This is a genomic window from Kribbella sp., from assembly GCF_035687465.1.
Lineage (GTDB): Bacteria > Actinomycetota > Actinomycetes > Propionibacteriales > Kribbellaceae > Kribbella.
In genome coordinates, this window is record NZ_DASRXP010000071.1 from 1 (window position 1) to 26,877 (window position 26,877).

22 protein-coding genes are annotated in these 26,877 nt (G+C 68.5%); 17 read left to right on the forward strand and 5 right to left on the reverse strand.

Annotation, left to right across the window (positions count from 1 at the left end; all coding sequences use genetic code 11):
* The 4 genes from VFG33_RS03525 to hutI form a co-directional block, all read left to right on the forward strand.
* A partial coding sequence (locus VFG33_RS03525) for a M20/M25/M40 family metallo-hydrolase (protein WP_325022306.1) occupies window positions 1-618 on the forward strand: 618 nt, incomplete at its 5' end.
* Entirely contained in the window at window positions 615-1,925 is a 1,311-nt protein-coding gene (locus VFG33_RS03530; RefSeq protein WP_325022307.1) for a formimidoylglutamate deiminase, read from the forward strand. The genes VFG33_RS03525 and VFG33_RS03530, both read left to right, overlap by 4 nt.
* Window positions 1,922-2,062 (forward strand): hypothetical protein, encoded by a 141-nt coding sequence (locus VFG33_RS03535; RefSeq protein WP_325022309.1) that lies wholly within the window; start codon window positions 1,922-1,924, stop codon window positions 2,060-2,062. Before VFG33_RS03530 ends, VFG33_RS03535 begins: the two co-directional genes overlap by 4 nt.
* The gene (gene hutI, locus VFG33_RS03540) at window positions 2,059-3,222 is read left to right on the forward strand and encodes an imidazolonepropionase (RefSeq protein ID WP_325022311.1); all 1,164 of its coding nucleotides are present in this window, start codon (window positions 2,059-2,061) and stop codon (window positions 3,220-3,222) included. Before VFG33_RS03535 ends, hutI begins: the two co-directional genes overlap by 4 nt.
* Window positions 3,223-3,284: 62 nt before the next feature.
* Here the strand turns inward: hutI and VFG33_RS03545 are convergent, their stop codons facing one another.
* Window positions 3,285-4,160: a DUF559 domain-containing protein gene (locus VFG33_RS03545; RefSeq protein WP_325022313.1), complete on the reverse strand. Its 876-nt coding sequence runs from the start codon at window positions 4,158-4,160 to the stop codon at window positions 3,285-3,287.
* 191 nt (window positions 4,161-4,351) lie between these two features.
* On the opposite strand from VFG33_RS03545, the gene VFG33_RS03550 reads away from it, so the two are divergent.
* Together VFG33_RS03550 and VFG33_RS03555 are read left to right on the forward strand one after the other, a co-directional pair.
* Window positions 4,352-5,374, forward strand: a complete 1,023-nt coding sequence (locus tag VFG33_RS03550; protein ID WP_325022315.1) for a sialidase family protein — start codon at window positions 4,352-4,354, stop codon at window positions 5,372-5,374.
* 223 nt (window positions 5,375-5,597) lie between these two features.
* Window positions 5,598-6,320 (forward strand): phosphoribosyltransferase family protein, encoded by a 723-nt coding sequence (locus VFG33_RS03555; protein WP_325022317.1) that lies wholly within the window; start codon window positions 5,598-5,600, stop codon window positions 6,318-6,320.
* Here the strand turns inward: VFG33_RS03555 and VFG33_RS03560 are convergent.
* On the reverse strand, window positions 6,317-6,787 hold the full coding sequence (locus VFG33_RS03560; protein ID WP_325022319.1) for a GNAT family N-acetyltransferase: 471 nt from the start codon (window positions 6,785-6,787) through the stop codon (window positions 6,317-6,319). The genes VFG33_RS03555 and VFG33_RS03560 overlap by 4 nt on opposite strands.
* Before the next feature lie 246 nt (window positions 6,788-7,033).
* On the opposite strand from VFG33_RS03560, the gene dnaK reads away from it, so the two are divergent.
* The 5 genes from dnaK to VFG33_RS03585 all read left to right on the forward strand — a co-directional run bounded on the left by dnaK (window position 7,034) and on the right by VFG33_RS03585 (window position 12,230).
* Window positions 7,034-8,905 carry a molecular chaperone DnaK gene (gene dnaK, locus VFG33_RS03565; protein WP_325022321.1) on the forward strand — a complete coding sequence of 624 codons (1,872 nt, stop codon included), beginning with the start codon at window positions 7,034-7,036 and terminating at the stop codon, window positions 8,903-8,905.
* Window positions 8,902-9,636: a nucleotide exchange factor GrpE gene (locus tag VFG33_RS03570; protein ID WP_325022323.1), complete on the forward strand. Its 735-nt coding sequence runs from the start codon at window positions 8,902-8,904 to the stop codon at window positions 9,634-9,636. The genes dnaK and VFG33_RS03570 overlap by 4 nt, the downstream gene beginning before the upstream one ends.
* Before the next feature lie 29 nt (window positions 9,637-9,665).
* Window positions 9,666-10,838: a molecular chaperone DnaJ gene (dnaJ, locus tag VFG33_RS03575; RefSeq protein ID WP_325022325.1), complete on the forward strand. Its 1,173-nt coding sequence runs from the start codon at window positions 9,666-9,668 to the stop codon at window positions 10,836-10,838.
* Window positions 10,838-11,293, forward strand: coding sequence for a heat shock protein transcriptional repressor HspR (locus VFG33_RS03580; RefSeq protein ID WP_325022327.1), 456 nt, complete (start codon window positions 10,838-10,840; stop codon window positions 11,291-11,293). Before dnaJ ends, VFG33_RS03580 begins: the two co-directional genes overlap by 1 nt.
* Before the next feature lie 400 nt (window positions 11,294-11,693).
* A complete protein-coding gene (locus VFG33_RS03585; protein ID WP_325022330.1) occupies window positions 11,694-12,230 on the forward strand; it encodes a GNAT family N-acetyltransferase in 537 nt (178 codons plus the stop codon).
* An 8-nt stretch (window positions 12,231-12,238) separates the two neighbouring features.
* Here the strand turns inward: VFG33_RS03585 and VFG33_RS03590 are convergent, their stop codons facing one another.
* On the reverse strand, window positions 12,239-13,495 hold the full coding sequence (locus tag VFG33_RS03590) for a glycosyltransferase 87 family protein (protein WP_325022332.1): 1,257 nt from the start codon (window positions 13,493-13,495) through the stop codon (window positions 12,239-12,241).
* A gap of 143 nt (window positions 13,496-13,638) precedes the next feature.
* On the opposite strand from VFG33_RS03590, the gene VFG33_RS03595 reads away from it, so the two are divergent.
* From VFG33_RS03595 to VFG33_RS03605, 3 genes are read left to right on the forward strand one after another with little or no spacing between them, the layout of a single operon-like run.
* Window positions 13,639-15,471 carry a sensor histidine kinase gene (locus VFG33_RS03595; RefSeq protein ID WP_325022334.1) on the forward strand — a complete coding sequence of 611 codons (1,833 nt, stop codon included), beginning with the start codon at window positions 13,639-13,641 and terminating at the stop codon, window positions 15,469-15,471.
* Window positions 15,468-17,369 (forward strand): ATP-binding protein, encoded by a 1,902-nt coding sequence (locus tag VFG33_RS03600; protein WP_325022336.1) that lies wholly within the window; start codon window positions 15,468-15,470, stop codon window positions 17,367-17,369. The genes VFG33_RS03595 and VFG33_RS03600 overlap by 4 nt, the downstream gene beginning before the upstream one ends.
* Entirely contained in the window at window positions 17,366-18,028 is a 663-nt protein-coding gene (locus tag VFG33_RS03605; RefSeq protein ID WP_325022338.1) for a response regulator transcription factor, read from the forward strand. Before VFG33_RS03600 ends, VFG33_RS03605 begins: the two co-directional genes overlap by 4 nt.
* A 7-nt stretch (window positions 18,029-18,035) precedes the next feature.
* Here the strand turns inward: VFG33_RS03605 and VFG33_RS03610 are convergent, their stop codons facing one another.
* Window positions 18,036-18,497, reverse strand: a complete 462-nt coding sequence (locus VFG33_RS03610) for a hypothetical protein (protein ID WP_325022340.1) — start codon at window positions 18,495-18,497, stop codon at window positions 18,036-18,038.
* A 118-nt stretch (window positions 18,498-18,615) separates the two neighbouring features.
* On the reverse strand, window positions 18,616-22,428 hold the full coding sequence (locus tag VFG33_RS03615) for a S8 family peptidase (protein WP_325022342.1): 3,813 nt from the start codon (window positions 22,426-22,428) through the stop codon (window positions 18,616-18,618).
* 162 nt (window positions 22,429-22,590) lie between these two features.
* On the opposite strand from VFG33_RS03615, the gene clpB reads away from it, so the two are divergent.
* From clpB to VFG33_RS03630, 3 genes are all read left to right on the forward strand, one after another.
* Window positions 22,591-25,170 carry an ATP-dependent chaperone ClpB gene (gene clpB, locus VFG33_RS03620; protein WP_325022344.1) on the forward strand — a complete coding sequence of 860 codons (2,580 nt, stop codon included), beginning with the start codon at window positions 22,591-22,593 and terminating at the stop codon, window positions 25,168-25,170.
* Between the two features lie 573 nt (window positions 25,171-25,743).
* Window positions 25,744-26,580 carry a DUF308 domain-containing protein gene (locus VFG33_RS03625; RefSeq protein ID WP_325022346.1) on the forward strand — a complete coding sequence of 279 codons (837 nt, stop codon included), beginning with the start codon at window positions 25,744-25,746 and terminating at the stop codon, window positions 26,578-26,580.
* On the forward strand, window positions 26,580-26,877 hold a 298-nt coding region (locus tag VFG33_RS03630; RefSeq protein WP_325022348.1), incomplete at its 3' end, for an ArsC/Spx/MgsR family protein. The genes VFG33_RS03625 and VFG33_RS03630, both read left to right, overlap by 1 nt.

The following is a 26,877-nucleotide window of genomic DNA, read 5'->3' on the forward strand; positions in this document are numbered from 1 at the left end:
GTCGGCGTGGCCTCTTCGATCTGGCCGCACGGGCGGTTCCGTTTCACCTTCCGCGGTGAGGCGAACCACGCCGGCACGACGTTGATGGAAGACCGGCACGACCCGATGCTGACGTATGCGATGACTGCCCTCGCGGCGAACAAGCAGGCCCGTCTCGCCGGTGCGCGAGCTACCTTCGGCCGGTTGTCCGTCGAGCCGAACGGGACGAACGCAGTACCGTCGCAGGTGACCGCATGGCTGGATGCCCGGGCGGCTTCGGACGAGGTGCTGCAGTCGTTGCTGGGGGCAATCACTCGCCAGGCGACGGAACGGGCTGAGCGGGACGGGACCACGGTCGAGATGGTCGCCGAATCCGTCTCGCCAGTGGTGGATTTCCAGCCGGGCCTGCGGGATCGGTTGGTCGGCGTACTGGAAGGTGCGGTCGGTGCGGCTCCGGTGCTGCCGACCGGGGCGGGGCATGACGCCGGGGTCTTCTCGGCTGCGGGGATCCCGACGGCGATGCTGTTCGTACGGAATCCGACCGGCGTCTCGCACTCGCCGGCGGAGTACGCAGAGCTGGACGACTGCCTGGTCGGGGTCGAGGCGTTGGCCGCAGTACTGCGGGATCTCGCGCGGTGAACGCCTACTGGTGCGAAAGAGCGTTGCTGCCTTCGGGAACGGCCGACGGCGTGCTGGTCACGATCGCCGACGGACGGTTCACCTCGGTCGAGGTCGGCGCGGCTCCGGGAGACGCAGAACGGCTGAACGGACTTGTTCTACCGGGCTTGGCGAACTGTCACAGCCACGCATTCCACCGAGCGTTGCGCGGTCGGACTCAGACAGAGCGGGGCACCTTCTGGACGTGGCGCGAGCAGATGTACGCCGTCGCCTCGGTGCTCACGCCGGACAGCTACTACCAGCTCGCTCGAGCCGTGTACGGCGAGATGCTGCTGAGCGGGATCACCGCGGTGGGCGAGTTCCACTACCTCCACCACGGCGAGGGAGGCAGCCCGTACGACGCCCCGAACGCGATGGGTGAAGCCTTGATCGCGGCGGCCCGGGAAGTCGGGGTGCGGATCACGTTGCTCGACACCTGTTATGTGGCAGGGGGAATCGACCAGCCGCTGAACGAGGCGCAGCAGCGGTTCAGTGATGGTGATGCCTCGCGGTGGGCTGCGCGCGTCTTGGACCTGCGCGGTGCGGATGAGGTCGTGATCGCTGCGGCGGCGCATTCGGTCCGTGGGGTGCCGCGGGATCAGCTGGGGACGGTGGCGTCCGCGCTGCCTGACGCCCCGCTGCATATCCACTTGTCCGAGCAGGTCGCGGAGAACGCCGCCTGCCTCGAGGCGCACGGTCGGACGCCGACCCAGCTGCTGGACGAGGCTGGGTTCCTCGGTCCCCGGACGAGTGTGGTTCACGCGACTCATCTGACGCCCGTGGATGTCGGGCTGCTCGGGAGCTCGGCGACGTACTCGTGCTTCTGCCCGACCACCGAGCGGGATCTCGCGGATGGGATCGGGCCCTCGGTTGCGTTGCGGGACGCTGGATCTGCTTTGACCTTGGGCTCCGACAGTCATGCGGTGATCGACCTGTTCGAGGAGATGCGGTCGGTCGAGCTGGACGAACGCCTTGCAACGCAGGAACGCGGTCATTGGTCCGCGCCGGAACTGCTCGCTGCCGCTACCGCCGATGGACATCGCTCGCTGGGGTTCCCCGATGCAGGCAGGATCGAGGTCGGCGCCCGGGGCGACCTGGTCGCCGTGCGATTGGACAGCGTACGAACCGCCGGTACCGGCGTTTCAGTGGAGACCGCCGTTTTCGCTGCCAGCGCTGGCGATGTGACTGATGTAGTTGTCTCTGGCAATCACTTGGTAGCCAGCGGCAACCACGCGAAACTGGACGTCGCCACCGAACTGGCAACCACGATCAAGGCCGTGACCAGATGACCTCGGTCCTGACCGGAACGGGTTGGCTGGCAACGACCGATCGTGCCGAGGTCGACCCCGAAGAGGAACTCCAGTTCGCGCCGGGTCTCGTCGTACGAGGTGCTGCCGCTTCGATTGCGGAGGTGGTTGCCGGATGAGCTCGTTGTTGCTGACTGGGATCGGGTCGCTGGTGACCAACGATCCGGCGCATGGTGGGTTGCTGGGTGAGCTACTCGATGCGGCGATCGTGGTCGAGGGTGGCCGGATCGCTTGGGTTGGATCGCGTCGGGCCGCTCCGGCCGCGGACAGCTCGGCTGACCTTGGTGATCGTGCGGTGATTCCAGGGTTCGTGGACTCGCACTCGCATCTCGTCTTCGCCGGCGACCGGGCCGAGGAGTTCGCCGCCCGGATGACGGGGCAGCCGTACAGCGCCGGCGGTATCCGGACGACGGTCAACGCCACCCGCGAGGCCGCCGACGAACAGTTGACCGCGAACGTGGCCCGGCTGGTCGCCGAGATGCGCGGCCAGGGAACCACGACCGTGGAGATCAAGTCCGGCTACGGCCTGACCGTCGCCGACGAGGCCCGGTCCCTGGCGATCGCGGCCGACTTCACCGACGAGACGACGTACCTCGGAGCGCACGTCGTACCGGCCGAGTTCGCGGACGACCCGGCCGGGTACGTCGACCTGGTGACCGGGCCGATGCTGGACGCCGCGGCGAAGTACGCCAAGTGGGTGGACGTTTTCGTCGAGCGAGGTGCGTTCGACGCCGACCAGGCGCGGGCGATCCTGCGCGCGGGACAGGCGGCGGGTTTGTCCGCCAGGGTCCACGCGAACCAGCTTGGCGAAGGCCCTGGAGTCCAGGTCGCCTGCGAGGTCGGTGCCGCCGCCGCTGACCACTGCACGTTCCTTACCGACGCGGACGTGGATGCACTCGCCTCCACCGGAGTCGTCGCCGGCCTGCTACCGGCGATCGAGTTCTCCACCCGTTCGTCGTACCCCGACGCCCGCCGCCTGCTCGACGCCGGCGTCACCGTGGCCCTCGCCACCGACTGCAATCCCGGCTCTGGCTACTCCTCCTCGATGCCGTTCTGCATCGCCCTGGCGGTCCGAGAAATGCACATGACCCCCGCCGAAGCCCTCTGGTCCGCCACCGCCGGCGGCGCAGCCTCCCTCCGCCGCACCGACATCGGCCACCTCACCCCCGGCGCCCGAGCCGACCTCACCGTCCTCAACGCCCCCTCCCACCTCCACCTCGCCTACCGCCCCGGCGTCCCCCTCATCAGCAAGACCTTCGTGGGTGGGCGGGCGGTGTAAGGCCGGACCTCCACCACTCAGTAACCCCGCGATGAAGGACCTGGTCAGGTGGCGCGGAGCCATCAGGCCGCGTGAAGGAGCCGCTTACTGAGTGCTGGAAGTCCGACCGCCCTTCGCGCCGCCGCAATCACCCACTCTCGGTCGTACATCACGTCCTCCCAGCTGAACCGCAGGACCAGCCAGCCGCGGATGCTCAGGTTCACGTGCCGGCGGCAATCTCTGACCAGGGCGGTCCGCCCGCCGTGGTGCTCGAATCCGTCCGCCTCCAGCCCGATCTTCAGGATCGGATGCCCGAGATCCAGCCGCGCGGAGAACTGATCTTCACGAACGGCGATCTGGGGGATGAAACCGTCGATGCCGGCCTCGATCAGGATCGCCCGAAGGGCAGACTCCAGCACCGACTCGGCTCTGCCGTCCGCGAGCCCGACGACCTGCTGAATCCTTCTGCGGTGCGGCCCGCGGAGCGCGGCCGCCGAATCGAACAAGTCACAGGGATCGACCAACCCCTCGTGCAGCGCGGAGTCGCTGACCGCCAGAGCTTCCGCCAACGGCAGGGTTCGGACGCAGTCGAGCACCGTCCGGACAGGCGTGGTCACATCACCTCGGCAAGGCACCTCGGCCCAGTGGAGAACACAGGATCTGCCCCTACTCCGGCGCAGGCGGCCTGGTGGGAGGGTGACGTGCGGCAGAGATGGCGGAGTGATCACCTTCATGCCCCAGTGCTGAGCAGCACTGAGATGGGAGATGACACCTCCGTGGCTGCGGGCAGCGGTTAACGCCAAAGGCGCCTCGGGCAGCGCGTAAACACCCTTCGCCACCCGCTGAATCTGGTCGGCCGCGAGCGCAGCGCGGATGCTGCGCGCTGACACGACGGCCCGCAGGTCGCCAAAGGTCGCGCTTCCGCCTCGACGGGCAAGCACTTCGACGACTTCGGCCATCTGGACATCGTGGCGGATTCCGGCCCGCGGCGGCGCCGGGTATCCACAGGCCCGGACGGCCACCACTCAGCAAGCCTTGTCTGCGGTGAGGGGTGATGTCGTTCTGAGCGTGCGCGGCCGCTCGGACGGGTCGATGGGTCGCGCGGATGGGTGGTTGGTGAGTGCTGGCGGTCCGCATTACCTTGGCGGGCATGTCACGTGTCGTCGTCGCTCGGGCCATTCAAGGGCAGTTGCCGTATTTCCCCAGTGCGGTTCGGGTGGGGGATGGGCGGGTGTTGGTGGTTTGGCGGGAAGGGCTGGGGCATGTGCGGAGTGTGGGGCGGATCGTGGCTGCGGAGAGTGCCGATGGGGGTGTCTCGTGGTCGGAGCCGCGGGTGGTGGTGGACACGCTGTACGACGACCGGGATCCGATGGTGGTGCAGGTGGGGAACGGGGATCTGTTGCTCAGCTGGTTCCAGATCGACTGGACGGTGCGGCCGTGGGTTTGCCCGGCGGTGCTCGTGGCTCGGTCGACGGATGGTGGGACGACTTGGGGTGAGCCCGTGGGGGTCGGGTCCGCGATGGTCGATCACCAGACCGACGAGGTGTGGCGGAGCTTCCGGGCAGGGCACATCGTCGCGCACGGGCAGATCCTGGAGTTGCCGAACGGCGAGCTGCTCGCGCCCGTCTACGGGGTCTTTCCGGGCGACTCGGCCCACTCGGCGAGTGTGGTGCGGTCGACCGATGGTGGTCTCACCTGGCCGGCCGCTGGGGAGGTCGTGCTCGGGAGGAAGCCGGACACGGAGTACCTCGAGCCGGTGCTGACGTTGCTGCCGGGCGGTCAGGTCGTAGCGCTGCTCAGGACCGATGAGGAGGCGATGCTGGTTCGCTCGGACGACAACGGGCTCAGCTGGTCGCCGCCGGAGCCGTCCGGACTGCATGCTTCGTCGGCTGACACGCTCACCTTGTCCGACGGCGCCGTACTGCTCGCGTACGGAGACGTGTCGAAGCGGTTCAACCCGGGCCGGCCAACGGTCGCGACGGTGATCCGGGAACCGCTCGGGCGCTGGGACCAGGACCCGCTGCACCTGATCATCGACACCGGCCAAGACACCTGGGACCAGTCGAACCCGGCGGTCGTCGAACTCTCCGGCGACCAGCTCCTGATCATCACCTACGACATCTTCACCCGCGAGATCATCGGCGAACTCCTACCCCGCGCAGCCCTCACCTGACCCCTTGCGTCCGAAGAACTGGCGAGACGTCCCTCCACTTCTTCGGACGTAAGAAGTCGTCGGACGGGAGAGGACTCGTCGAGGTGGTGGATGCCGGTTGGGTGTTGGCGAGAGGTGTTGCGGGACCGGATCCCCGGATCTCACCTGGGTGATCCACCGCGCGTTGTTCGCGGCGCCGTGTAATTGCGGTGCGGGGGGCGGGCGTGGGCGTCACGCTTGGGGGATGGGCAAGGTTGCGGTGCAGCGGGTCGACGGGGACTTCCGTCGGCGGCTGGCGGCTGCCTTCAACTGGCAGACCGACCGTGGTGAACGGGGCATGTACGCCGATCTCACGGGCTGGTGGCGCGACCCTGACCTGATCCGCGAACTCGGGCCGGCCCTGGGCAGCTTGTACGACGGGTCGCCGACTGTGGTTCTCGGTCCGGTATCGCGCGGCGCACTCGTCGGAGCCCTGACGGCAGCCGCGCTCGGAGTGGGGTTCGTGGAGGTCCGCAAGGAGATCGCCCAGGCGAGCGACAGCGACCGTTGGGTGAAGCGGACCACCGGGCCGGACTACCGGGACCGGCATGTGGTGTTCGGGTTCCGGCGGGATCTGGTCCGGGCCGGGGATCGGGTGCTGATGGTGGACGACTGGGCCGACACGGGTGCGACGGCCCGGGTGGTCCGTGCGTTGGTGGACGACTGCGGCGCGCACTGGATCGGGGCCGCCTGCATCGTCGACGGCCTGACCGACCCCCGCCTCCGCCGCGACCTCCCCCTCCGCGCCCTCCTCGACCTCCGATCCCTCCGATCCACCCCTTACGTCCGAAGAACCGAGGGGCAGGCCCCCCGCCTCTTCGGACGTAAGGGGGAAGGAAGGAGCGGAGCGTGCGGTGCGGAGCTGGCGAGGGGAGGTGGGGCGGAGCGTGCGGGGCGGGGAGGGGTGGGGGTGGTGCCAGGGAGTTAGGTGGTTAGTTCTTTGGAGAGCATGGCGCTGGTGGTGCCGTTGGGGCGGCTGAGTTTGCCGACCTCGACGAAGTCGCGGGCCGCGTGGAAGGCCAGGGAGGCGACGTCGGGCGGATCGGACTGGACCCGGCAGACCAGCCGGTCGAACGGCTTGGCCGAGCGTTCGACCGCGCGGTACACCAGGGACGCGATGCCCTTGCGGCGGTGCTGCTCGGCGACCACGATCCGGTCCAGGTGCAGGAACCGGTCCGCGTAGGTGGCGGCGAACCACTGGAAGTCGAGGCTGTCGTGGGCGGAGCCGGGAGCGAAGGTGAGGACGAAGGCGGCGACCTCGCCGTCGAGCTCCACCACCGCCGCGTGTGCGGCGATCAGCCGGAGCCAGTCCAGCCGATCGGGGCCCAGCAGGTCCGTCTGCTCGACCGCAGTGGCGTTCAGAGCGAGGACGGCCGGCTCGTCGGCCGATGTCATGGGGCGGAGTTTCACGAGCACACCTTCCCACGCGGGACACCTTCCGCGGCAGGGGTCTGACCAGGGCTTGACCGGACCGATCCCGGAAAATCGGGACCCGGGGTTGGGAATGACCCGGGGGTACGGCAATGTTGAGCCAGGTGAACTCAAGTCTGCGGTTTCCGGACTGAGGCCCGATTTGAATCCGGGACCCCCGGACGGCAACATTGAGTCTGCATCACTCAACTTTTCGTGGAGGTAACGCACATGGCCCGCGCGGTCGGTATCGATCTCGGTACGACGAACTCCGTCATCGCCGTACTGGAAGGTGGCGAACCCACCGTCATCCCCAACGCCGAGGGAGCGCGTACGACGCCCTCGGTGGTCGCCTTCGCCAAGAACGGCGAGGTCCTGGTCGGCGAGGTCGCCAAGCGCCAGGCCACGACCAACGTCGACCGTACGATCCGGTCCGTCAAGCGCCACATGGGCGAGGACTGGAACGTCTCCATCGACGGCAAGAAGTTCACCCCCCAGCAGATCAGCGCCTTCGTGCTGCAGAAGCTGAAGAGGGACGCCGAGGCGTACCTCGGGGAGCAGGTCACGGACGCGGTCATCACCGTGCCGGCCTACTTCTCCGACGCGCAGCGCCAGGCGACCAAGGAAGCCGGCGAGATCGCCGGTCTGAACGTGCACCGGATCGTCAACGAGCCGACCGCGGCCGCGCTGGCGTACGGGCTGGACAAGGGCACCGAGCAGACCATCCTGGTCTTCGACCTCGGTGGCGGCACCTTCGACGTGTCGCTGCTGGAGATCGGCGACGGCGTCTTCGAGGTGAAGGCCACCAGCGGTGACAACCACCTCGGTGGCGACGACTGGGACCAGCGGATCGTGCAGTGGCTGGTGACCCAGTTCAAGAACAAGAACGGTACCGACCTGTCCGGCGACAAGATGGCCATGCAGCGTCTGCAGGAAGCCGCCGAGAAGGCCAAGATCGAGCTGTCCAGCGCCGCTGAGACCTCCATCCACCTGCCGTACCTGAGTCTGACCGACTCGGGCCCGCTGCACCTGGAGGAGAAGCTCTCCCGGGCCGAGTTCCAGAAGCTCACCAACGACCTGCTGGAGCGCGCCCGCGCCCCGTTCAAGGCCGTCATCAAGGACGCCGGCATCGACGTGTCGAAGATCGACCACGTCATCCTGGTCGGTGGCTCCACCCGGATGCCCGCGGTGGCCGAGCTGGTCAAGGAACTGACCGGTGGCAAGGACCCGAACAAGGGCGTCAACCCGGACGAGGTCGTCGCCGTCGGCGCGTCCCTGCAGGCCGGTGTGCTGAAGGGTGAGGTCAAGGACGTCCTGCTGCTCGACGTGACCCCGCTGAGCCTGGGTATCGAGACCAAGGGTGGCGTGTTCACCAAGATCATCGAGCGCAACACCACGATCCCGACCAAGGGTTCGGAGATCTTCACCACGGCCGAGGACAACCAGCCGTCGGTGATGATCCAGGTCTACCAGGGCGAGCGCGAGATGGCCCGGGACAACAAGTCGCTGGGCAACTTCGAGCTGACCGGCCTGCCGCCGGCGCCGCGTAACGTGCCGCAGATCGAGGTCACCTTCGACATCGACGCGAACGGCATCGTGCACGTCAACGCCAAGGACCTTGCCACCGGCAAGGAGCAGCGGATGACCGTGACCGGTGGTTCGGCACTGCCGAAGACCGACATCGACAAGATGGTCCGCGACGCCGAGCAGTACGCCGAGGAGGACCGGGTGCGCCGCGAGGCCGTCGAGTCCCGCAACCAGGCGGAAGGCCTCGTCTACCAGACCGAGAAGTTCCTGCAGGAGAACGAGGACAAGGTCCCCGACGACGTCAAGACCGAGGTCAAGGACGGCGTCGCGGAGCTGAAGAAGGCCCTCGAGGGTGAGGACGCCGACACGATCAAGACCGCGTCGGAGAAGCTCGCCCAGTCCAGCCAGAAGATGGGCGCCGCGATGTACGCGAACGCCCAGGCGGCCGGTACGTCGGACGAGAGCAGCAGCACCGACAACTCCTCCGCCGACTCGAGCAGCGACGACGACGTCGTCGACGCGGAGATCGTGGACGAGGACCGCCCGCAGGACAGCAAGCCCGAGGACACCAAGTGACCGAACCCACCCGACCCGGCAGCGAGTTCGGCGACGGCGAGCCCGTCGTCCGCGACAAGCGCCGGATCGATCCCGAGACCGGCAGGCTGCGGGAGCCCTCCTCGGAGGCCCCTCCCGCGCCTGGGTCCGGCGCGGCGGCCGGCATGCCCGGTACGCCGGGCGCGCAGCCGCCCCGTGATCCGTCGGACCTGATCGGGCCGTCGGCCCAGGAGGCCCTGTTGACCGAAGCGCTCGCCGAGCGTACTGCGGACCTGCAGCGACTGCAGGCGGAGTACGTGAACTACAAGCGCCGGGTGGACCGGGACCGCGAGGCCAACCGCGAACTGGTGATCGGCTCGGTCCTGACCGAGTTGCTCCAGACGCTGGACGACATCGGCCGGGCCCGCGAGGCGGGTGAGCTCGAGGGCGCCTTCAAGGCGGTCGCCGAGTCGCTCGAGCGGGTCACCGAGAAGCTGGGCCTGGTGAAGTACGGCGAGGTCGGCGATCACTTCGACCCGCGGATCCACGAGGCACTGCTGCACAACTACTCGGACGAGGTGGACGGCCCGACCGCGACACTGGTGATGCAGCCGGGGTACCGCCTCGGCGAGCGGATCCTGCGGCCGGCCCGGGTGGCCGTCTCGGAGCCGACCGAACAGCTGCCGGCCGAGGCTGCCGGCGCTGACCAGGCCGGCGACGTTGAAGAGACCGGGGACAATGGGCAGGGCAGTTCAGACAAGCCTGTGGAGTAAGCGATTCACCCCGAGGAGGTGAGGCGTCGATGAGTACGAAAGACTGGTTGGAGAAGGACTTCTACAAGGTTCTCGGCGTCTCCAAGACGGCAGAGCAGGACGAGATCAAGAAGGCCTACCGCAAGCTGGCGCGCAAGTATCACCCGGACTCCAACGCCGGGGACGCGTCGGCGGAGGCCAAGTTCAAGGAAGTCTCCGAGGCGTACGACGTTGTCGGGGACGCCAAGAAACGCAAGGAGTACGACGAGGCCCGCCGGCTGTTCGGCAGTGGCGGCTTCCGGATGCCGGGCAGCGGTGGGACCCAGGGCGGACAGGGATTCGGCTTCGACGTCGGCGACCTGTTCAACCGGTCGGGTTCGACCGGTGGTGGCGGACTCGGCGACATCCTGGGCGGCATGTTCGGCAGTGGTGGCCGGACGACGACCACCACGTCGACGGCTCGTCCACGCCGTGGCGCCGACATCGAGACCGAGGCGACGATCGAGTTCGCCGAGGCCGTCAACGGTGTCACCGTCGGGCTCCGGATGACCAGTGACGAGCCCTGCAAGACCTGCCGCGGGACGGGCGCGAAGTACGGGACCGTGCCGAAGGTCTGCCTGAAGTGCGAAGGCACGGGTATGCAGACCTCGGTCCAGGGTGGCGTCTTCGCGATGACCGAGCCGTGCACCGAGTGCAAGGGTCGCGGTCTGGTCGTGGACCAGCCCTGCGAGACCTGCCACGGTTCCGGCCGCGGTCAGTCGAGCAAGACCATGCAGGTCCGCATCCCGGCGGGCGTGCAGGACGGGCAGCGGATCCGGCTGAAGGGCAAGGGCGCGGCCGGCGAGCGAGGTGGCCCCGCGGGTGACCTCTACGTCAGCGTGCACGTGACGCCGCACCGGATCTTCGGCCGGCAGGGCGAGCACCTGACGCTGACCGTGCCGGTGAGCTTCACCGAGGCAGCGCTCGGCGCCGAGATCAAGGTGCCGACGCTGGACGGCCTGCCCGTCACGGTCCGGATCCCGGCCGGTACTGCGAACGGCAGCAAGCTGCGGGTTCGTGGCAAGGGCTCGGTCCGGCGGGACGGCACCAAGGGCGACCTGATGCTCACGATCGCGGTGCAGGTTCCGCACGAGTTGTCCGACGAGCAGCGCGCCAAGCTGCAGGAGTACTCGTCGGCCTCGACCCAACCGGATCTGCGGGCCGGGTTGTTCGGGAGTTCCTGATGGGCTTCCCGTTCAGCCAGGTGCCGACCTGGGACGACCGCACCCCGATCTACGTGATCTCGGTGGCGGCCCAGCTGGCCGGCATGCATCCGCAGACCCTGCGCCAGTACGACCGGCTGGGCTTGGTCACGCCCAGCCGGGCGACTGGCCGCGGCCGGCGGTATTCGGCGTACGACGTGGCGAAGCTGAGGTATGTGCAGCACCTGTCCCAGGAAGAGGGGATCAACCTCGCAGGGATCCAGCACATCCTCGAGTTGCAGTCCGAGGTCGAGGACCTGCGCAAGCGAGTGAACCAGTTGCTCGCCGAGGTTCAGCGCGGCGTCGGGGTTTCCCGGCAGCAGACCAACAGCCGGGTGTTCTCGGCTGGTCCGGCCGGCGACGTCATCGCGATGGGGCGGCAGCAGACCACCACCCGGTGGATCCGCACCCAGCCCCTCGAGCTCGGCCAACGCTGACCTCCGGGAGCTTCCACCCGAAGCTCCCGGTTCCCCGGAAGCTCCTATCCCCCTCTGGAGCTTTCGGGCCCGGAGGCTCCACCCACGGTGCCTCCGGCGCACCGGAGGGCACCCCGGGGTGCCCTCCGGCCCAGAGCCCCCGGACCCGGGTCCGGGGGCTCGTTGCTGCCCGGCGTTCGGTGTCCTGTCATCCGTTTGTCCTTGCCGGTGGACTGCGGCCGCTTGAGTGTCCCGTGAGCGATGTCGCTTGACGCTGCTGTCGCCCAGGCACGCACCTCGCGACGTTTGAGCATCGTCCACGATGCTCCGCATCGAGGACGCTTCTCAAACGCCCCGATGCACGCACCTGGACGCCAGCATCGTTCAAGCGACATCGCTCACGGGACACTACGCTGGCGGGGTGACGCTCAACTTGCAGACCGACCGGTTGCAGATCCGGGACTGGGAAGAAGAAGATGCCGACGCCGCGCTGGAGATCTACGGCTCGGCCGATGTGGCTCAGTGGCTGTCGCCGGCGATCGAGCGGGTCGCGGATCCGGCCACGATGCGGATCATCCTGCGGGCCTGGATCGAGGCTCAGCCGAACTTCGTCGTACCGGCTGGTCGTTGGGCGGTGGTTCGCAAGGAGGACAACGAGGTGGTCGGTGGGTTGCTGATCCGCCTGCTGCCGCCGTACGAGGAGGACCTGGAGATCGGCTGGCAGATGCGGCCGACGGCTTGGGGCCAGGGCTATGCCAGCGAGGCCAGTCGCGCGCTGATGGGCTGGGCCTTCAAGGAAGGGTCGATCGACGAACTGTTCGCCGTCGCCCGCCCGCACAACAAACGCGCGATCGCCACCGCCAAGCGCCTCGGCATGGAGTGGGTCGGCGAGACCGACAAGTACTACGACCTCAATCTGCAGGTATACCGGATCCGCGGCGCCGATTTCACACCCTGACAGAGCGATCACGCAGCACTGGTGACCTTCCGGCGGAACTCGTAGGCGGCCGCGAGGAGTAGGGCGACTGCACAGACGGCGTAGGAGTTGCCGAGGAACAGGTCGAAGCCGTGGTGCGTGTATTCCTTGTCGCCCAGGTACGGCGCGTGCCAGGGCAGGCCGATGACCATCGTGATCGTCCACAGACTTGCGAGCCCGGCTAGTGCGCCGAAGCGAGCGGAGCGGACCCTGACGACACGGTAGGCATCTACGGTGCGCGTCCAGAGCAGGGCGCAGGCAGGGATCGACCAGACCCAGTGGCCGGTCCAGGAGATCGGAGACACGAGCAGCCCGACTGCCGCCGTCAGCAGGATGGATTCCGTCAGGTAGCCGCGGTCGTACGCACGCCGGGCAGCCAGGAAGCCGACGGCGCAGGTCGCAGCGACTGCGAGCACCCAGGCGGGGCCGATCCCCTGGATCCCGCCCGCGAGTCGTGCGAAGACGCCACGCCAGGCCTGGTTGCTGATGAAGTGGGTCGCGCCGGGGCGGCTCGGATCGAAGATGAAGTGACCCCAGAACTGCCGCGAAGCATCCGGCATCGCCACCGCACCGAGCAGCATCGTCCCGGCCGTCGCAGCCGAAGCAGTTGCCGCCTCCCGGTACCTCCGCGTCACCAGCAAGTAGACGATGAAGATGCCTGGCGTCAGCTTGATCCCGGTCGCCACGCCGATCAGTACGCCGCGGAACCGGCGCGGCAGGTGCCCGAGCAGATCGACCAGGAGCAGGGCGAGCAGAACCAGGTTGATCTGGCCCAGGTCGAACGACGACCGCACAGGTTCCAGAGCGAGTCCGGCAGCACCTAGAGCCAGGCCGACCGCCATCACTCGATAGGACGACCAGCGGGGCCGCAGGGCACGGACCGTCACCGTCCCGATGACCAACAGAGCCAAGGCCGACGCCAGGGTCATCACTACCCGGCCGCCCTCCGTGCCGAGCAGCGCTACCGGCGCGAAGACCAGCGCGGCGAACGGTGGGTAGGTGAACCCGAGTGCCATATCGTCCGGGAACGCCAGGTGGGCGGTGTAGATGTCCTGGCCGTGGAGGAAGGCCCGCGCGGAGACGACGTACACGCGGAGGTCGTACTGGAGCGCGGACGGCGGCCAGAGCAGGAGGCATAGCGCCAGGAAGGCCACGGTCGCCGCGGCGGCGAGCAACAACGGCCGGCCGGTGATCCGGGCCCTGAGCCCGGTACTACGGGTGGTCGGTCGGACTGCTGTGATCGTCATGGTTTCGACCCTCGCTCCGGCCCCCGGGTCGGCACATCGCCGCCAAGAGTCACCCGCGCTCGTAGGATCGAGTGAGCTATCCCCGCCCCGTGTCACTCCAAGGAGTGACGGCCCAGGACCCCGCGGAACCGCATCATGTGAAGGTGAGCGGAGATCTGGTGGCTGCGGGCGGGCTGGAATCTCGCCTGCGCGGACTCGTCGGCCGGCTCTCGCTCGTGGACGCGGGTATCGCGCTGATTGCCACAGCAGCCTCGGCGGCCGAACTGTTCGTGATCCACCCGACCTACAAGTGGTCGATAGCCGCGGCCTGGGTGCAGGCGTTGGTGGCGGTCGCGCCGGTCATGCTGACGATCCGGCGGCAGGCGTCATTCCTGGTCTGCTCGGTACTGATGGTGGCTACGGTGCTCGTGTACCCGGTCGCCGGGCGAGCCTGGGCGCTGCTGGCCAGCTTGGCGTTCGCGCTGTTCACGCTCGCATGGAAGCGGTCATTGCTTGGCGCGATGGCGGGCTTGCCTCTTCTACTGCTGCCCACCGCCTGGTCGCTGATCGACCGGTACGGCCTCCCGGGACTTGAGTATTCCCTGCCGCTGTACCCAGGGTATTCGCAGGAGTTGCCGGCGACTCTCGCCGACGGTGATCAGCGGTCGGCAGCGGTGTCGGTGTACGTGCTGCTGCTGGTGGGCTGGTTGGCCGGCCGTGGCTGGCGGATGCTGGGGTCTCCATCACCGGCCACCGTCTGGTCGACCGCGACCAGCGTGATCCGGAATCCGGCGTACGGCATCTGGCTGGACGGTTTGCTGGCCGCGCCTTTCGTAGCCGCGATGGTTTGGCTGCAGCTCCACCGCGAACTCGGGGCGCTGCCGGATGCCCGCCTCTGGGTCACGTTCCTCGCCTGTGCGGCCCCCGCTGTGCTCGTCCTCCGCCGGAGGCTTCCGGAGTTGGCCTGCGGTGTCCTGGCGGTGGCCAACCTGTTGAGCTACGTGTCGGTGGGTATGCAGCCGGTCCTGTTGGTCGCGCTCGCCGTGGCGCTCTACTCGGTCGGCGTCCGGCGCTCTCTGCTCCGGTCCACGCTCGTCGCCGGGGTCACCCTCGTCGCGATGCCGCTGACCGGTCAGCTGCTGGGTGTCCACCGGCTGCTCGAGCTGGCGACGAGACCGTCCGGCGACCTGGGGTTCGCGGAACTGCGGGACAGCCAATGGCCCGTCTCGCTGTCGCTCATCCTGATCGTGGCGTGGAGTCTCGGGCTCCTGGTCCGGCTTGCCCGGGAGAACCGGCGGGCGGCGCTCCGGGAGACCGAGCTGGTCAGGCAGAACCTGGAGAAGGACCAGTTGCAGGTGCTGTTGGAGGGGCGGTCCGAGATCGCCCGCGACCTGCACGACGTGGTCGCGCATCACGTGAACCTGATCGTGATCCAGGCCGAGACCGGGCCGGACCTGATGAAGCGCGACACCGAGGAGATCCTGCAGGGATTCCAGCGGATCGGCGATGCGGGCCGGAAGGCCCTCGGCGAGCTGGACCGGATGCTCTCCGCGCTCCGTGACGCCCACGGCATCCCCGATCCCGCGCTGACCCCGCAGCCAGGGCTGCCGGATCTCCGCGCCCTGACCGACGGACTCGTCGACCAGGGCCTGCCGGTCTCGTACGAGCTCCGCGGCGGCGCCGACGGCATCCCTGACGGCCTGCAACTGACGGCCTATCGACTGGTCCAGGAGGCCCTGACCAACGTGGTGAAGCATGCGAAGGCATCGGAGGTCCAGGTGCTGGTCGAGATCGAGCCAGGCGGTCTGTCGGTGGCGATCACCGACAACGGCCGGGGTTTCGACCCGGACAGCCGGCCGGACGGCCGCCACGGTCTCACCGGTATGCGCGAGCGGGTCCGCATCCATGCCGGCACCCTGACCATCACCTCCATCCCAGGAGCAGGCACCAAGATCGGCGCCTGGCTGCCGGCCGCCGACGGGGTGGCTACCGCATGACCGCATCACGCCGTGCGCTTGTGCTCGACCTTGCTCTTGCCGCAACAGGTTTGACGGTCTCCCTCGCGCGCAGTTGGCACCCGGAGACGGGTTGGCTGCATGCAGATTTGTGGCCGCTCGCCGTCGTCATGCTGGCGCCTGCTCTGATCCCTGCCAGGCGTGCCGCGCCCATCCCGGTGGCGGCCGGGCTCATGACGGCCGCGCTGCTCGGGCTGATGCTAGGGCGGGTCGAATGGTTCCTGGTGCTGGGGTGCGCGCTGGCGCTCTGGTCTGTCGCGGCGATGCGAATCCGGTTCGCCGCGGCCGGCGTCGTGCTGGTGACGGTGGCGCTCCCAGTGCTGGCCTCGGCGCGCTGGAAGGGCACCATCTGGAGTTTCTTCGACAACATCCACCACGATCCGGCCCTCGTCGAGTACCGGGGCCAGCTGGTTGAAGGGGCCAGCTACGGCATCCTCGAGGCGGATCTCGTCAGGTTCCAGTCGACGTACTGGCCGTGGTGGTTGTCGGCGCTCTTGGCCGCCGTCTGGCTGACCGGATTCGCCGTACGCCGGTACCGCGGCCTGCCGCCCGTGGTCAGCACGCAGGGAACGCCGGGGGACTGGCTCGAGGCGCTCCGGGGGTTCGCGGCCAGTCCGGAGAACCGGCTCTGGCTCGACGCGATGCTGGCGATCAGCCTGACCGCGTTGCAGTTGGTGGACATCCGCCGGGGACAGGCTTATGGCCTCTGGTGGGTCGCCCCCGACTGGTTGATCTACACGATCGTCGCGATGCCGCTGACCTTGGTACTGCGGCGCATCCTGCCGGTGGTTCCGTGCGTCCTGCTGGCGGCTGTCTGCATTCCTGCCTTCTGGGCGGCCGACGACATCCCCTTCCTGCTCGCGGCGCTGGCCATCGCCCTCTACTCACTCGGTGCGCACCGCAAACTGCTCCTGGTACTGCCTGTTGCCACAGTTGTGATCGCGGCCGTTCCGGTGCTGAGCAGACTGGCGATCGAGCACTACCAGGTGCAGCTCTGGTTCTTCCCGGTGATCGGCCAGACGATCGACCCTGAAATTCCCTACGGACCGCCGCTGCAGTACGGGTACGAGTACTTCCGCGTCTCCGAGCGCATCTGGCCCATCTCCCTGTCCCTGGCGTTGGCGCTGACACCGCTGCTCGGAGTACTGGCGAGGCTCTATCGGCGGAACCGGGCGGTCTCGCTGCGGGAGGCCGAGCTCGAACGGCGTACTGCGGAGCAGGATGCGGCCCAGGTGGTGCTCACCGAGCGGTCGCACATCGCCAGGGATCTGCATGATGTGGTCGCGCACGCGGTGAATCTGATGGTGATCCAGGCCGAGACCGGGCCGGATCTGCTCGAGCGGGGAGACAAGGACGTGCTTGCGGGATTCCAGCGGATCGGTGATGCCGGGCGACGGGCGCTGGGCGAGCTGGACCGGATGCTGTCGGCGTTGCGCGATGCGGACGGGATGCCCGACCCCGCGCTGGCGCCGCAACCTGGCTTGGCGGATCTGCCCCGGCTGGTGTCGGACGTGGCGCACGACGGCCTGGCGATCGAGCTCGATCTGCAGGGTGATCCCGACCGCCCGCCGGCGGGGCACCAGTTGGCGGCGTACCGGCTGGTGCAGGAAGCCTTGACCAATGTAGTGCGGCATTCGGGGGCGACCAAGGTGACGGCAAGGGTGGACGTCCGGGACGATGATGTCCTGGTGCGGGTGGCCGACGACGGGCGCGGGTTCGAGCCGGAGGTGGCCCACAGTGGCGGGCGGCAGGGACTCGCCGGCATGGGCGAGCGGGTGCGGATCCACAACGGCGAATTGGCGATCGACTCCGCTCCTGGGCGGGGGACCACGATCACGGCCCGGCTCCCTCTGGTCACGGCGCAGGAGGCGGCGCGGTGATCAAGGTGATGGTGGTCGACGACCAGGATCTGGTCCGGGACGGGATCTCGATGATCCTGGACGGCCAGCCCGACATCGAGGTGGTCGCGCAGGCCGTCGACGGTGCCGATGCGCTCCGGCAGGCGGGCGCGGTGCTCGATCTCGGCGTGGTCCTGATGGACGTCCGGATGCCGGTGATGGACGGCATCGAGGCGACCCGGCGACTGGTCGGCAGGCCGAAGGCGCCCCGGGTTCTGATCCTGACCACCTTCGATCTGGACGAGTACGTGTACGACGCCCTGCGGGCCGGAGCGAGCGGATTCCTGCTGAAGCGGTCGTCGCGCGACGAGCTGATCAACGCGGTCCGGGTGATCGCCGACGGCGACGCGCTGCTGGCGCCACCGGTGACGCGGCGGCTGATCGACCGGTTCGCCGACAACCGCCTCGATCCGGCGGTGGTGGCGCGGCTGGACGTGCTCACAGCCCGGGAGCGGGAGGTCCTCGTACTGGTTGCCAAGGGCAACTCAAACGCGGAGATCGCGGCCGCCCTGCACCTGACTGAGCACACCGTGAAGACCCACGTCAGCCGCATGCTCGCCAAAACCGGCCTCCGCGATCGCGTCCAGGCCGTAATCCTGGCCTACGACACCGGCCTCGTCTCCGCCGGCCAACGAACCTGATCGCGCCTCAGGCCGGGAGGTTGAGGGCGGCCAGGGCCGCCGGTACGGGTTCCAGGTGCAGTGAACGGCGGAGCGTTTCGGCTTCGGCGGCTGGGAGTAGGTGTTGATCGGTCAGTTCGCTGCGGTACTGGCCGCCGTCGAACCGCACTTGTACGTCGGTGAACGTTTCCGGTGAGCCGGCGGCGTCGTACGAGGAGAAGTCGCCGTGGTGGGCCAGCCAGCGAATGGACTCCGGGTCGAGCCCTTTGCCGAGTGCTGCGAGTGCGGCCGGTACTGCGCCTGCGAAGTCGCTGGTGAGGCCGACGGCGTCGGGATTTCCGGCTACTTCGGAGAGCACGATTACTGGGCGTTCGGGCGCCGGTGGGACGACGAGCCGGCCGAGGCAGTAAGCGGCACCACCCGAGTTGTGCTGCCAGCGGATCACCGCCGGTCCGCCGTGTCGTACCTCGCCCGCCGTGTCACTGCTCATGGAGCCCTCTTCCGTCCGCTGGGTCGTCCTCGCCGAAAACCCTAGTCGACGCCTGGCTCAGCGGGGACGGTCAAGGCGGACGTGACCAGCGAGGCCGGTCACGTCCGCCTGGGTTTGGTTAGTGGGTTAGGCCGTAGGCCTTGGTGATCTCCTGGGTGAGGTTGTTGCCGGTGGCATCGGTTGCGGTGAGGCGGAGGGAAGGGGCGTTGCCCGCCCGTACTGCGGGGTGGTTGACGGTGGTGCTGTATTTGCCTTCAGCAAGCTTCTTCAAGGGGAGATCGGTCCAGGTGGTGCCGTCGTACGACAGCTCCAGCTTCGCCTGGGTGAACTTCGCCGTCGAGGCGGAGCCCGCCTGGTGCCGCAGTCCCAGGGTGATGGTCGTCGGCTTGCCGACCTTCACCTGGGCAGCCGCGTCAGCCTGCGGTACGTCGAGGTCCGCCAAGACGATCGGCATCACCTCGTCGCTGGCGCCCCGGGACTTGAACGTCCAGACCGATTTGACCTGCGTCGAGTACTTCCAGAACTCGTTGTCCCGTCGGGTGTCCAGCGTGGCGCGGTAGTCGGCCGCGTCATCCGGTACCTCGACCCACAGACCTGTGTCCGGCGCGGTGGCGACCTGTTCGCCGTTCCGCTCCAATGTCAGCTCGGTGTTGTCGTTCCCGAAGGTGTCGGCGAACTGCTGCGCGTGCTGCAGCGGGCTCACCTGGAACAACAGCCCGCCCTCAGCCCGCGCCACCCCGCCCAACGGGGTTTTGGTCGCGGGCAGACCGCTGTTCTGGATCGGTGCGAGCCAGCGCACGGACTTCCGCTCGCCCGGCCGGTAGTTCTGCCCGGTCGAGTTCACGCCGAGGCTGCTGGCGCCCCCGTTGTTGGCCAGAACGAAGCCCGACCACTCGGTCTGATTCGCCTGCACGTACGCGGTCCTGCGGGCCGGAGTACTGAACAACGGCACCAGCCAGCCGCCGAAACTGCCACCACCAGGTGTGATCCCGTCCCGCGTCTCCGAGGTCGGAATCCCTTGCTGGTGGCTGCCGAACGTCTCGTCGACCCTAGCGAGCTGCCCGGGCTTCACTGCCACCTGGCCGACGGCCGGGACCCGGCCCGCCCACGGCTGCATCAGGTCGTAGACGACGGGCGTCGCCGCCTGTCCCGTGACCTGGATGGTGACCGGCTTCGTCTTCAGCCGGTCCAGCAGGACCTGGGCCGCCGCCCGGGACGTACGCATCGCGGGGATGGTCGAGTCTCCAGTGTCGCCGTAGGCCCAGTACGAGAAGATCCCGTTGTCTCCCGGCCTGTCCGGGTTGTAGAGCAGCGCCGCGGCCGCTCCGGCGTCCTCGGCCGCCTTCACTAGTTCGCCGTTGGCCCTGGTGTCTGTGTCAGGCATACGGATCAATGCGAGCTTGCCCCGCACCCCCTTCAGGTCCTCGGGAGTCGCAGCCCCCGCGTCGTACAGCGGCAGGTTCTTGATGCCGGTGAAGCGCGGGCCGAAGTAGTAGTCGAGCACAGTGAAGGCACTGCCGCCCTGCACCTTCGCCTTGTACGGCGGGACCTCGAGCCGGGCTCCCAGTACGAACTCCGAGTCCCCGGTTGTGAGCCTCGTACTGGGCGTGGCACCGGTGAGCCGTGCAGCGCCGGTCCAGCTGATCCCGCTGCCGCCTGTGATCAGGCCGTCGGCGTTGCTGATCGTGTAGCCCATCGTGCGTTGCCTGCCGGTCAGAGCCGACTGGCCTTGGGCGTTGAGGCCGACCGGCTTCGCGTTGCGCGCGTCCAACGTGACAGTCGTGTCCTTGGTGAGTTGCGCTTCGCCGCTGACGACCAGGTCGTACTGCTCCGGCGTGGCGTCGGTCGCAGCGGCGAAGAACACGGAGGTCGCTACGTAGCGACCAGGTGCCAGCCGTGCGGTGGCGGTTCCGTTCTGCATCGACAGGCCGAACGGACCCAGGTCTACCGGGTCACCGTCGAGGCGGGCGATGCTGAGGTCGGCGTTGGCCGGGCTGCCGTCCTTGGCGATGCCCTTGATGGTCAAGTCGTACAGCTCGGGCTCCGCGTACCAACCGATGGTGGTGACGATCGGATCGGCTCCAGCCGCCGTGGCTGTCACCCGGCCGGAGAAGTTGCCGGTCCCGGCGATCGCGCGGTCGGCTGTGACAGTCACCTTCGCCTCGCCGTTCGCGGGTACGACAAGCTGGGTGGTGCTGAGGTCGACGGTTGCTGCTTCGACGGATGCGGCCAGCTGCAGCGTCACCGCCGTACTGGTCGGGTTGCGGTAGGTGAGCTCGCGGCTGACCTCGTCGTGGGCCGGGTAGGGCCAGACCAGCTTGCCTAGTTCGAGTTCGCCGGTGTCGACGGTGACGGCGGTGTCTGTCGCTTGGTCGGCATCTACGCGGCCCGCTCCTTGCTCGTCGACGCGGCTGCCTGGCTGCGGGTCCGCCGTAGACATCAGCTGGGCCTTGAGTTGCGCGGCCTTCCAGTCCGGGTGGGCTTGGGCGACCAGCGCGGCGGTGCCGGCGACGTGCGGCGAAGCCATCGAGGTGCCGGTCAAGCTGCTGTAGTTGTCATCGATGGGCGTGCCGATATCCGTTCCGGCCGCCCGGGCGGCGACGATCTCGGTGCCGGGCGCGGAGATCTCCGGCTTCAGCGCGCCGTCGCCCTTGCGCGGACCGCGGCACGAGCTGTCGTTGAGCGAACCGTCGCGCTGCAGGTTCCCGACCGCGAGGGCGTCGTCCGCGGCGGCCGGTGAGGTGACCGTGGCCGGTGCCGGGAAGAAGCAGTTGCCTGCAGCAACCACGAAGAGGGTGCCGGTGTCCCTGCTCAGCCGGTTCAGCGCCTGGGAGACGTCGTCGGTGCCGTCGCTGGGATCCTGGCCGCCCAAGCTCATGTTCACCACGTCCGCGCCCTGGGCTGCTGCCCACTCCATCCCGGCGATGATGCCGGAGAAGCTGCCGGAGCCGTAGTCGTCGAGCACCTTGCCGTTCAGCAGCGTCGCCTCGGGTGCGACACCCTTGTACTTGCCGCCGGAGGCCGCGCCGTTGCCCGCGGTGATGCTGGCGACGTGCGTGCCGTGTCCGTAGTGGTCGACGGTGTCGGCGGCCTCGCTGAAGTTCACCGACTCGGCGATCCGCCCAGCGACGTCAGGATGGGTCGGGTCGATGCCGGTGTCGAGGACGGCGACCTTGACGCCCTTGCCGGTCAGCCCGCGTTGCCAGGCGGCCGGACCGCCGATCTGCGGCACGCTCTGGTCGAGGTCGACCTTGACCTGACGATCCAGCGAGACGCGCTGGATCGTGCCGGCCACTCTTGCGTCCTTGCCGGGGGCGATCGCGCGCCAGAAGTCGTCGGTGGCGGTCTTGCTGATGGTTACCGCTCGCGCGCCGATGCTGGAGAGCACGCGGGACTTGGTGGTGCCGGGAACCGCGGTCTGCCGGGCTCGGCCGAGTGCGGTGGCCGCGTTACCGGCGTACCGGATGATGACAGGGAGGGCCGTGTTGTCGCGGTGCTCGGCCATCAGGGTGGTGATGTCGAACAGGCTGCGATCGAGGCGACCGGAGGCGACGTCGGCTGCCGCGGCGGACGGTACGACGTACGTGTGGCCGCCGGAGTAGGTGGTCACCGCGGAGGTGGAGCGGCTGTTGCGGTCCGGTTCGAAGTCGACGAGCTCTGGTTGACCCGGGCGCGGAGTCACTCGGACGCGGTCGCCGGTGATCAGAGCGATCGCGGAGGTGGTGGCGGGTGTCTTCGGGGCGGGCTTGCCGGGCGATGGTGCTGCCTGGGCGGGAACGGTGGCTGCGCTAAGGATCAGAGCGGCACCCACCAACGGGGTGATCCAGGGACGGTACAAGAAGTCCTCCAGAGGGCGGAAACGGTACGGCTGGAAGACGTGGCCCGGGGTGGGGAGGTTCTCTTTTCGAGCAGATCCGAAAGGTGGTGGCATCTGACTGACGGTCGGTGACCGGATGTCACACAGAGTTCTGTCGGAGGCAGGTGCAACCCTGAGTTATCCCCAGGTTTCAGCAGAGTTGAGTGGAATGCACTCAAGTCTGGATAGGTAGTTAGTAGTAGGACTTGTCGTTTGAGCTTGAAAGGCTGGAACCAGATGGATGTTCAGCGGTTGACGACGCTGGCCCGGGAAACCCTGTCGGTCGCGATCCGTCAGACCTCCGCGGCGGGCAACCCGACCGTGGAACCGATTCACCTCTTGTCGGCACTGCTGGCACAGCCCGAGGGGACCACGGTCGGTCTGCTCGAGGCGGCCGGGGCGGACATCGACGCAGTACGCCGACGCACCGCCGAGCAGCTGAGCAGGCTGCCCAAGGCGAGTGGCGGCAGCGTGCAGGCGCCGAGCCTGTCGCCGAAGACGACCGACGTGCTGAACCAGGCGGAGCAGCGGGCTCTCGGGCTCGGGGATGAGTACATCTCCACCGAGCATCTGCTGATCTCGCTGGCCACGGTCGAGGGCACGGCCAAGACCGCGCTCGACGTCACGCCGGATGCGTTGCTGCAGGCGTTCGACGCCGCGCGGGGCAACCGGCGGATCACCTCGCCGGAGGCCGAGGGGACCACGAAGTCGCTGGAGAAGTACGGCGTCGACCTGACCGAGCGGGCTCGTGAGGGCAAGCTCGACCCGGTGATCGGCCGGGACACGGAGATCCGCCGGGTGGTCCAGGTGCTGTCCCGCCGGACCAAGAACAACCCGGTCCTGATCGGTGAGCCGGGCGTCGGTAAGACGGCCGTCGTCGAGGGACTCGCGCAGCGGATCGTGGCCGGTGACGTACCGGAGTCGCTGCGGGGACGCCGGTTGATCAGTCTCGACCTGGGTGCGATGGTCGCCGGTGCGAAGTACCGGGGTGAGTTCGAGGAGCGGCTGAAGGCCGTGCTGACCGAGATCAAGGAATCCGACGGTCAAGTCATCACCTTCATCGACGAGCTGCACACCGTCGTCGGCGCGGGCGCGTCCGGCGAGGGCGCGATGGACGCGGGCAACATGCTGAAGCCGATGCTGGCCCGCGGTGAGCTGCGGATGATCGGCGCCACCACGCTGGACGAGTACCGGACCCGGATCGAGAAGGACCCGGCGCTGGAGCGACGGTTCCAGCAGGTGTTCGTCGGGGAGCCGAGTGTCGAGGACTCGATCGCCATCCTGCGTGGTCTGAAGGAGCGCTACGAGGCGCACCACAAGGTCGCCATCTCCGACAGCGCGCTGGTCGCCGCCGCGACGCTGTCGAACCGCTACATCTCCGGCCGCCAGTTGCCGGACAAGGCGATCGACCTGGTCGACGAGGCCGCCTCCCGGCTGCGGATGGAGATTGACTCCTCCCCGGTCGAGATCGACTCGCTCCGGCGGACGGTCGACCGGCTGAAGATGGAGGAGCTCGCGCTGTCCCGCGAGGATGACGCCTCTTCGCAGGATCGGCTGGCCCGGCTGCGTGCCGACCTCGCGGACCGCGAGGAGGAGTTGCGTGCGCTCGAGGCTCGCTGGGAGAAGGAGAAGTCCGGACTGAACCGGGTCGGTGAGGTCAAGGAGCGGATCGACGAGCTCCGCGGCCAGGCCGAGCGCGCCCAGCGCGACGGCGACCTGGAGACCGCGGCGCGGATCCTGTACGGCGAGATCCCCGAGCTGACCAAGGAGCTCGACGAAGCCGACGCGGAGCCTGTCGTCGAGGGCCCCGAAGCGATGGTCAACGAGGAGGTCGGACCAACCGAGATCGCCGAGGTGATCGCGATGTGGACCGGTATCCCCACCGGCCGGCTGCTCGAGGGCGAGACCGGCAAGCTGCTCCGGATGGAGGACGAGCTGGGTCGCCGGCTGATCGGCCAGCGCGAGGCGGTCAAGGCCGTCAGCGACGCCGTACGCCGGGCCCGCGCGGGCATCTCCGACCCCGACCGCCCGACCGGTTCGTTCCTGTTCCTCGGTCCGACGGGTGTCGGGAAGACCGAGCTCGCCAAGGCACTCGCGGACTTCCTGTTCGACGACGAGCGGGCGATGGTGCGGATCGACATGTCGGAGTACGGCGAGAAGCACAGCGTCTCGCGGCTCGTGGGCGCGCCACCCGGTTATGTGGGCTACGAGGAAGGTGGTCAGCTGACCGAAGCGGTCCGCCGCCGCCCGTACTCGGTGATCCTGCTGGACGAGGTGGAGAAGGCGCATCCCGAGGTCTTCGACATCCTGCTGCAGGTGCTGGATGACGGCCGGCTGACCGACGGCCAGGGTCGTACGGTCGACTTCCGGAACGTGATCCTGGTGCTCACCAGCAACCTGGGGTCGGCGTACCTGGCGGACATGTCGATCGACGACGCGGCCAAGCGCGACCAGGTGATGAATGTGGTGCGTCAGGCGTTCAAGCCGGAGTTCATCAACCGGCTGGACGAGATCGTGCTGTTCGACGCGCTCGGCTCGGAGGAGCTCACGCAGATCGTCGGCCTGCAGATCAAGGCGCTCCAGAAGCGGCTCACCGACCGGCGGATCACGCTCGACGTCGGCGAGGACGCGATGGAGTGGTTGGCCCTGACCGGCTACGACCCGGTCTACGGCGCCCGCCCGCTCCGCCGCCTGGTCCAGTCCGCGATCGGCGACGAACTAGCCCGAGGCCTCCTCTCCGGCGAGATCCGCGACGGCGAAACCGTCCACGTCCACCTCAACGAATCCAAAGACGCCCTCGACGTCACCCCCCGCTAATCCCCATCCCTCACCACCTAACGTCCGAATGACCGTGGGTCCTGCCCCACGGTCATTCGGACGTAACAGCCCCTCCTCCTCCTCCTCCTCCTCGCCGTTCCCGCCCTTGCGTCCGAAGAACCTGAGGTCATAACCCAAGGTTCTTCGGACGTTCCACGCCTACACGCGTCAGCTGAGGTGCGTCGTCGGAGCCCGAGGCCCCGACGAAACGCGTTCGCCGCCGTCTCCCCTTACGTCCGAAGGGGCGCGGGGCCTGCCCCTCGGTTGTTCGGACGTCCCGCTGCGCACGCTCCTTCTCCGCCCTTGCATCAGCGGAGTTCGAGGCGCCGGGGGATCCTGCGGCCACGGCGAGCTCCCGTCGGCCGCCGTCTCCATTACGTCCGAAGGGGCGTGGGGCCTGCCCCTCAGGTGTTCGGACGTTGTGGCGCGGGTGCTGACGGCTCCACGTTGCGTCCGAAGGGGCGTGGGGCAGGACCCTCGGGTGTTCGGACGTAGGAGGCCTGCGTTGGGGGGATCTGGGAGGATCGGGGGAGAGGTGCAGTGGGTGCCTCTGGTGGAAGGACAACGAGGGCGATGAGCGACCAGTACGGCGGCGGCCCCGCTGAGGACGATCCGCGCGACCCCGACCGGCCCGGACCGTACCGGGGTGTGTTCGGCGGCTCGACCAGCCAGCCCGGTTCCGGCACGCCCGATCCCGCCACACCTCCACCTGACGACCGCCCCGGCCCCTACCCCGGCACCTTCGGCAACCCAGGCGCTCCCTCCGGCCAACCCCGGGGTCGCACAGGCCAGCCGGGCGGTCCCGCAGGTCAACCCGGTGGTCCTGCAGGGCAGCCAGGTGGTCCGGCAGGACAACCCGGCCAACCCAGTGGTCCCGCAGGTCAGCCCGGTAGCCCCAGTGGTCCCTTTGGCCAGGCCGGTCCTCCGACTGGTCAGCCCGGTGGACCCTTCGGCCAGGCGGGCGGCTCCTACGGCCCGCCGAACCCGTACTCCTACGGTCCGCCGAACCCGTACTCCTACCAGCCAGGCCCGATCGCCCCGCCGAGGCAGGTCTCCATCGCCTCGGTGATCTCCTTCGCCCTCGGCGGCTTGAGCATCGTGCTCGGCCTGTTCGCCCTGACCTCGGCCGGCGAGCAGATCGCCGAGACCCTCACCGGTGAACCCGAGAGAACCGACGTCGTCGTCGCGGCAGCCCTGATCTGCGGCGTCATCTACATCCTCCCGGCGATCTTCATCCGCAAGGGCCGCCCCTGGGCCCGCACCATGCTCATCGTTGTCGCCGCCATCGGTATCCTCGGCGGCATCACCGCCCTCCCCGCCGGCATCCTCGGCCTGGGACTCCATGTCGCCATACTGGTCCTCCTCCTCCAGCAACCCACCAAACTGTGGTTCAGCCACGCCCGCCGCTGATGGAGATCTGGATCAACCCGGCCTGCTCCAAGTGCCGCGCCGCCACGGCAGCCCTCGATGAGTCCGGCCACGAATACACCACTCGCCGCTACCTCGACGATCCCCCCACAGTTGAAGAACTGACCGCAGTACTGGTCCGGCTGGGCCTGGAACCGTGGGACATCGTCCGCACCACCGAAACCCCGTACGCCGCCCTCCGCGCCCTCCCGAAGGACGCCGAGCATCGCCCCCAGTGGATCGACGCGATGGTCACCAACCCCCTCCTCGTCCAGCGCCCCATCATCACCATCGACGACG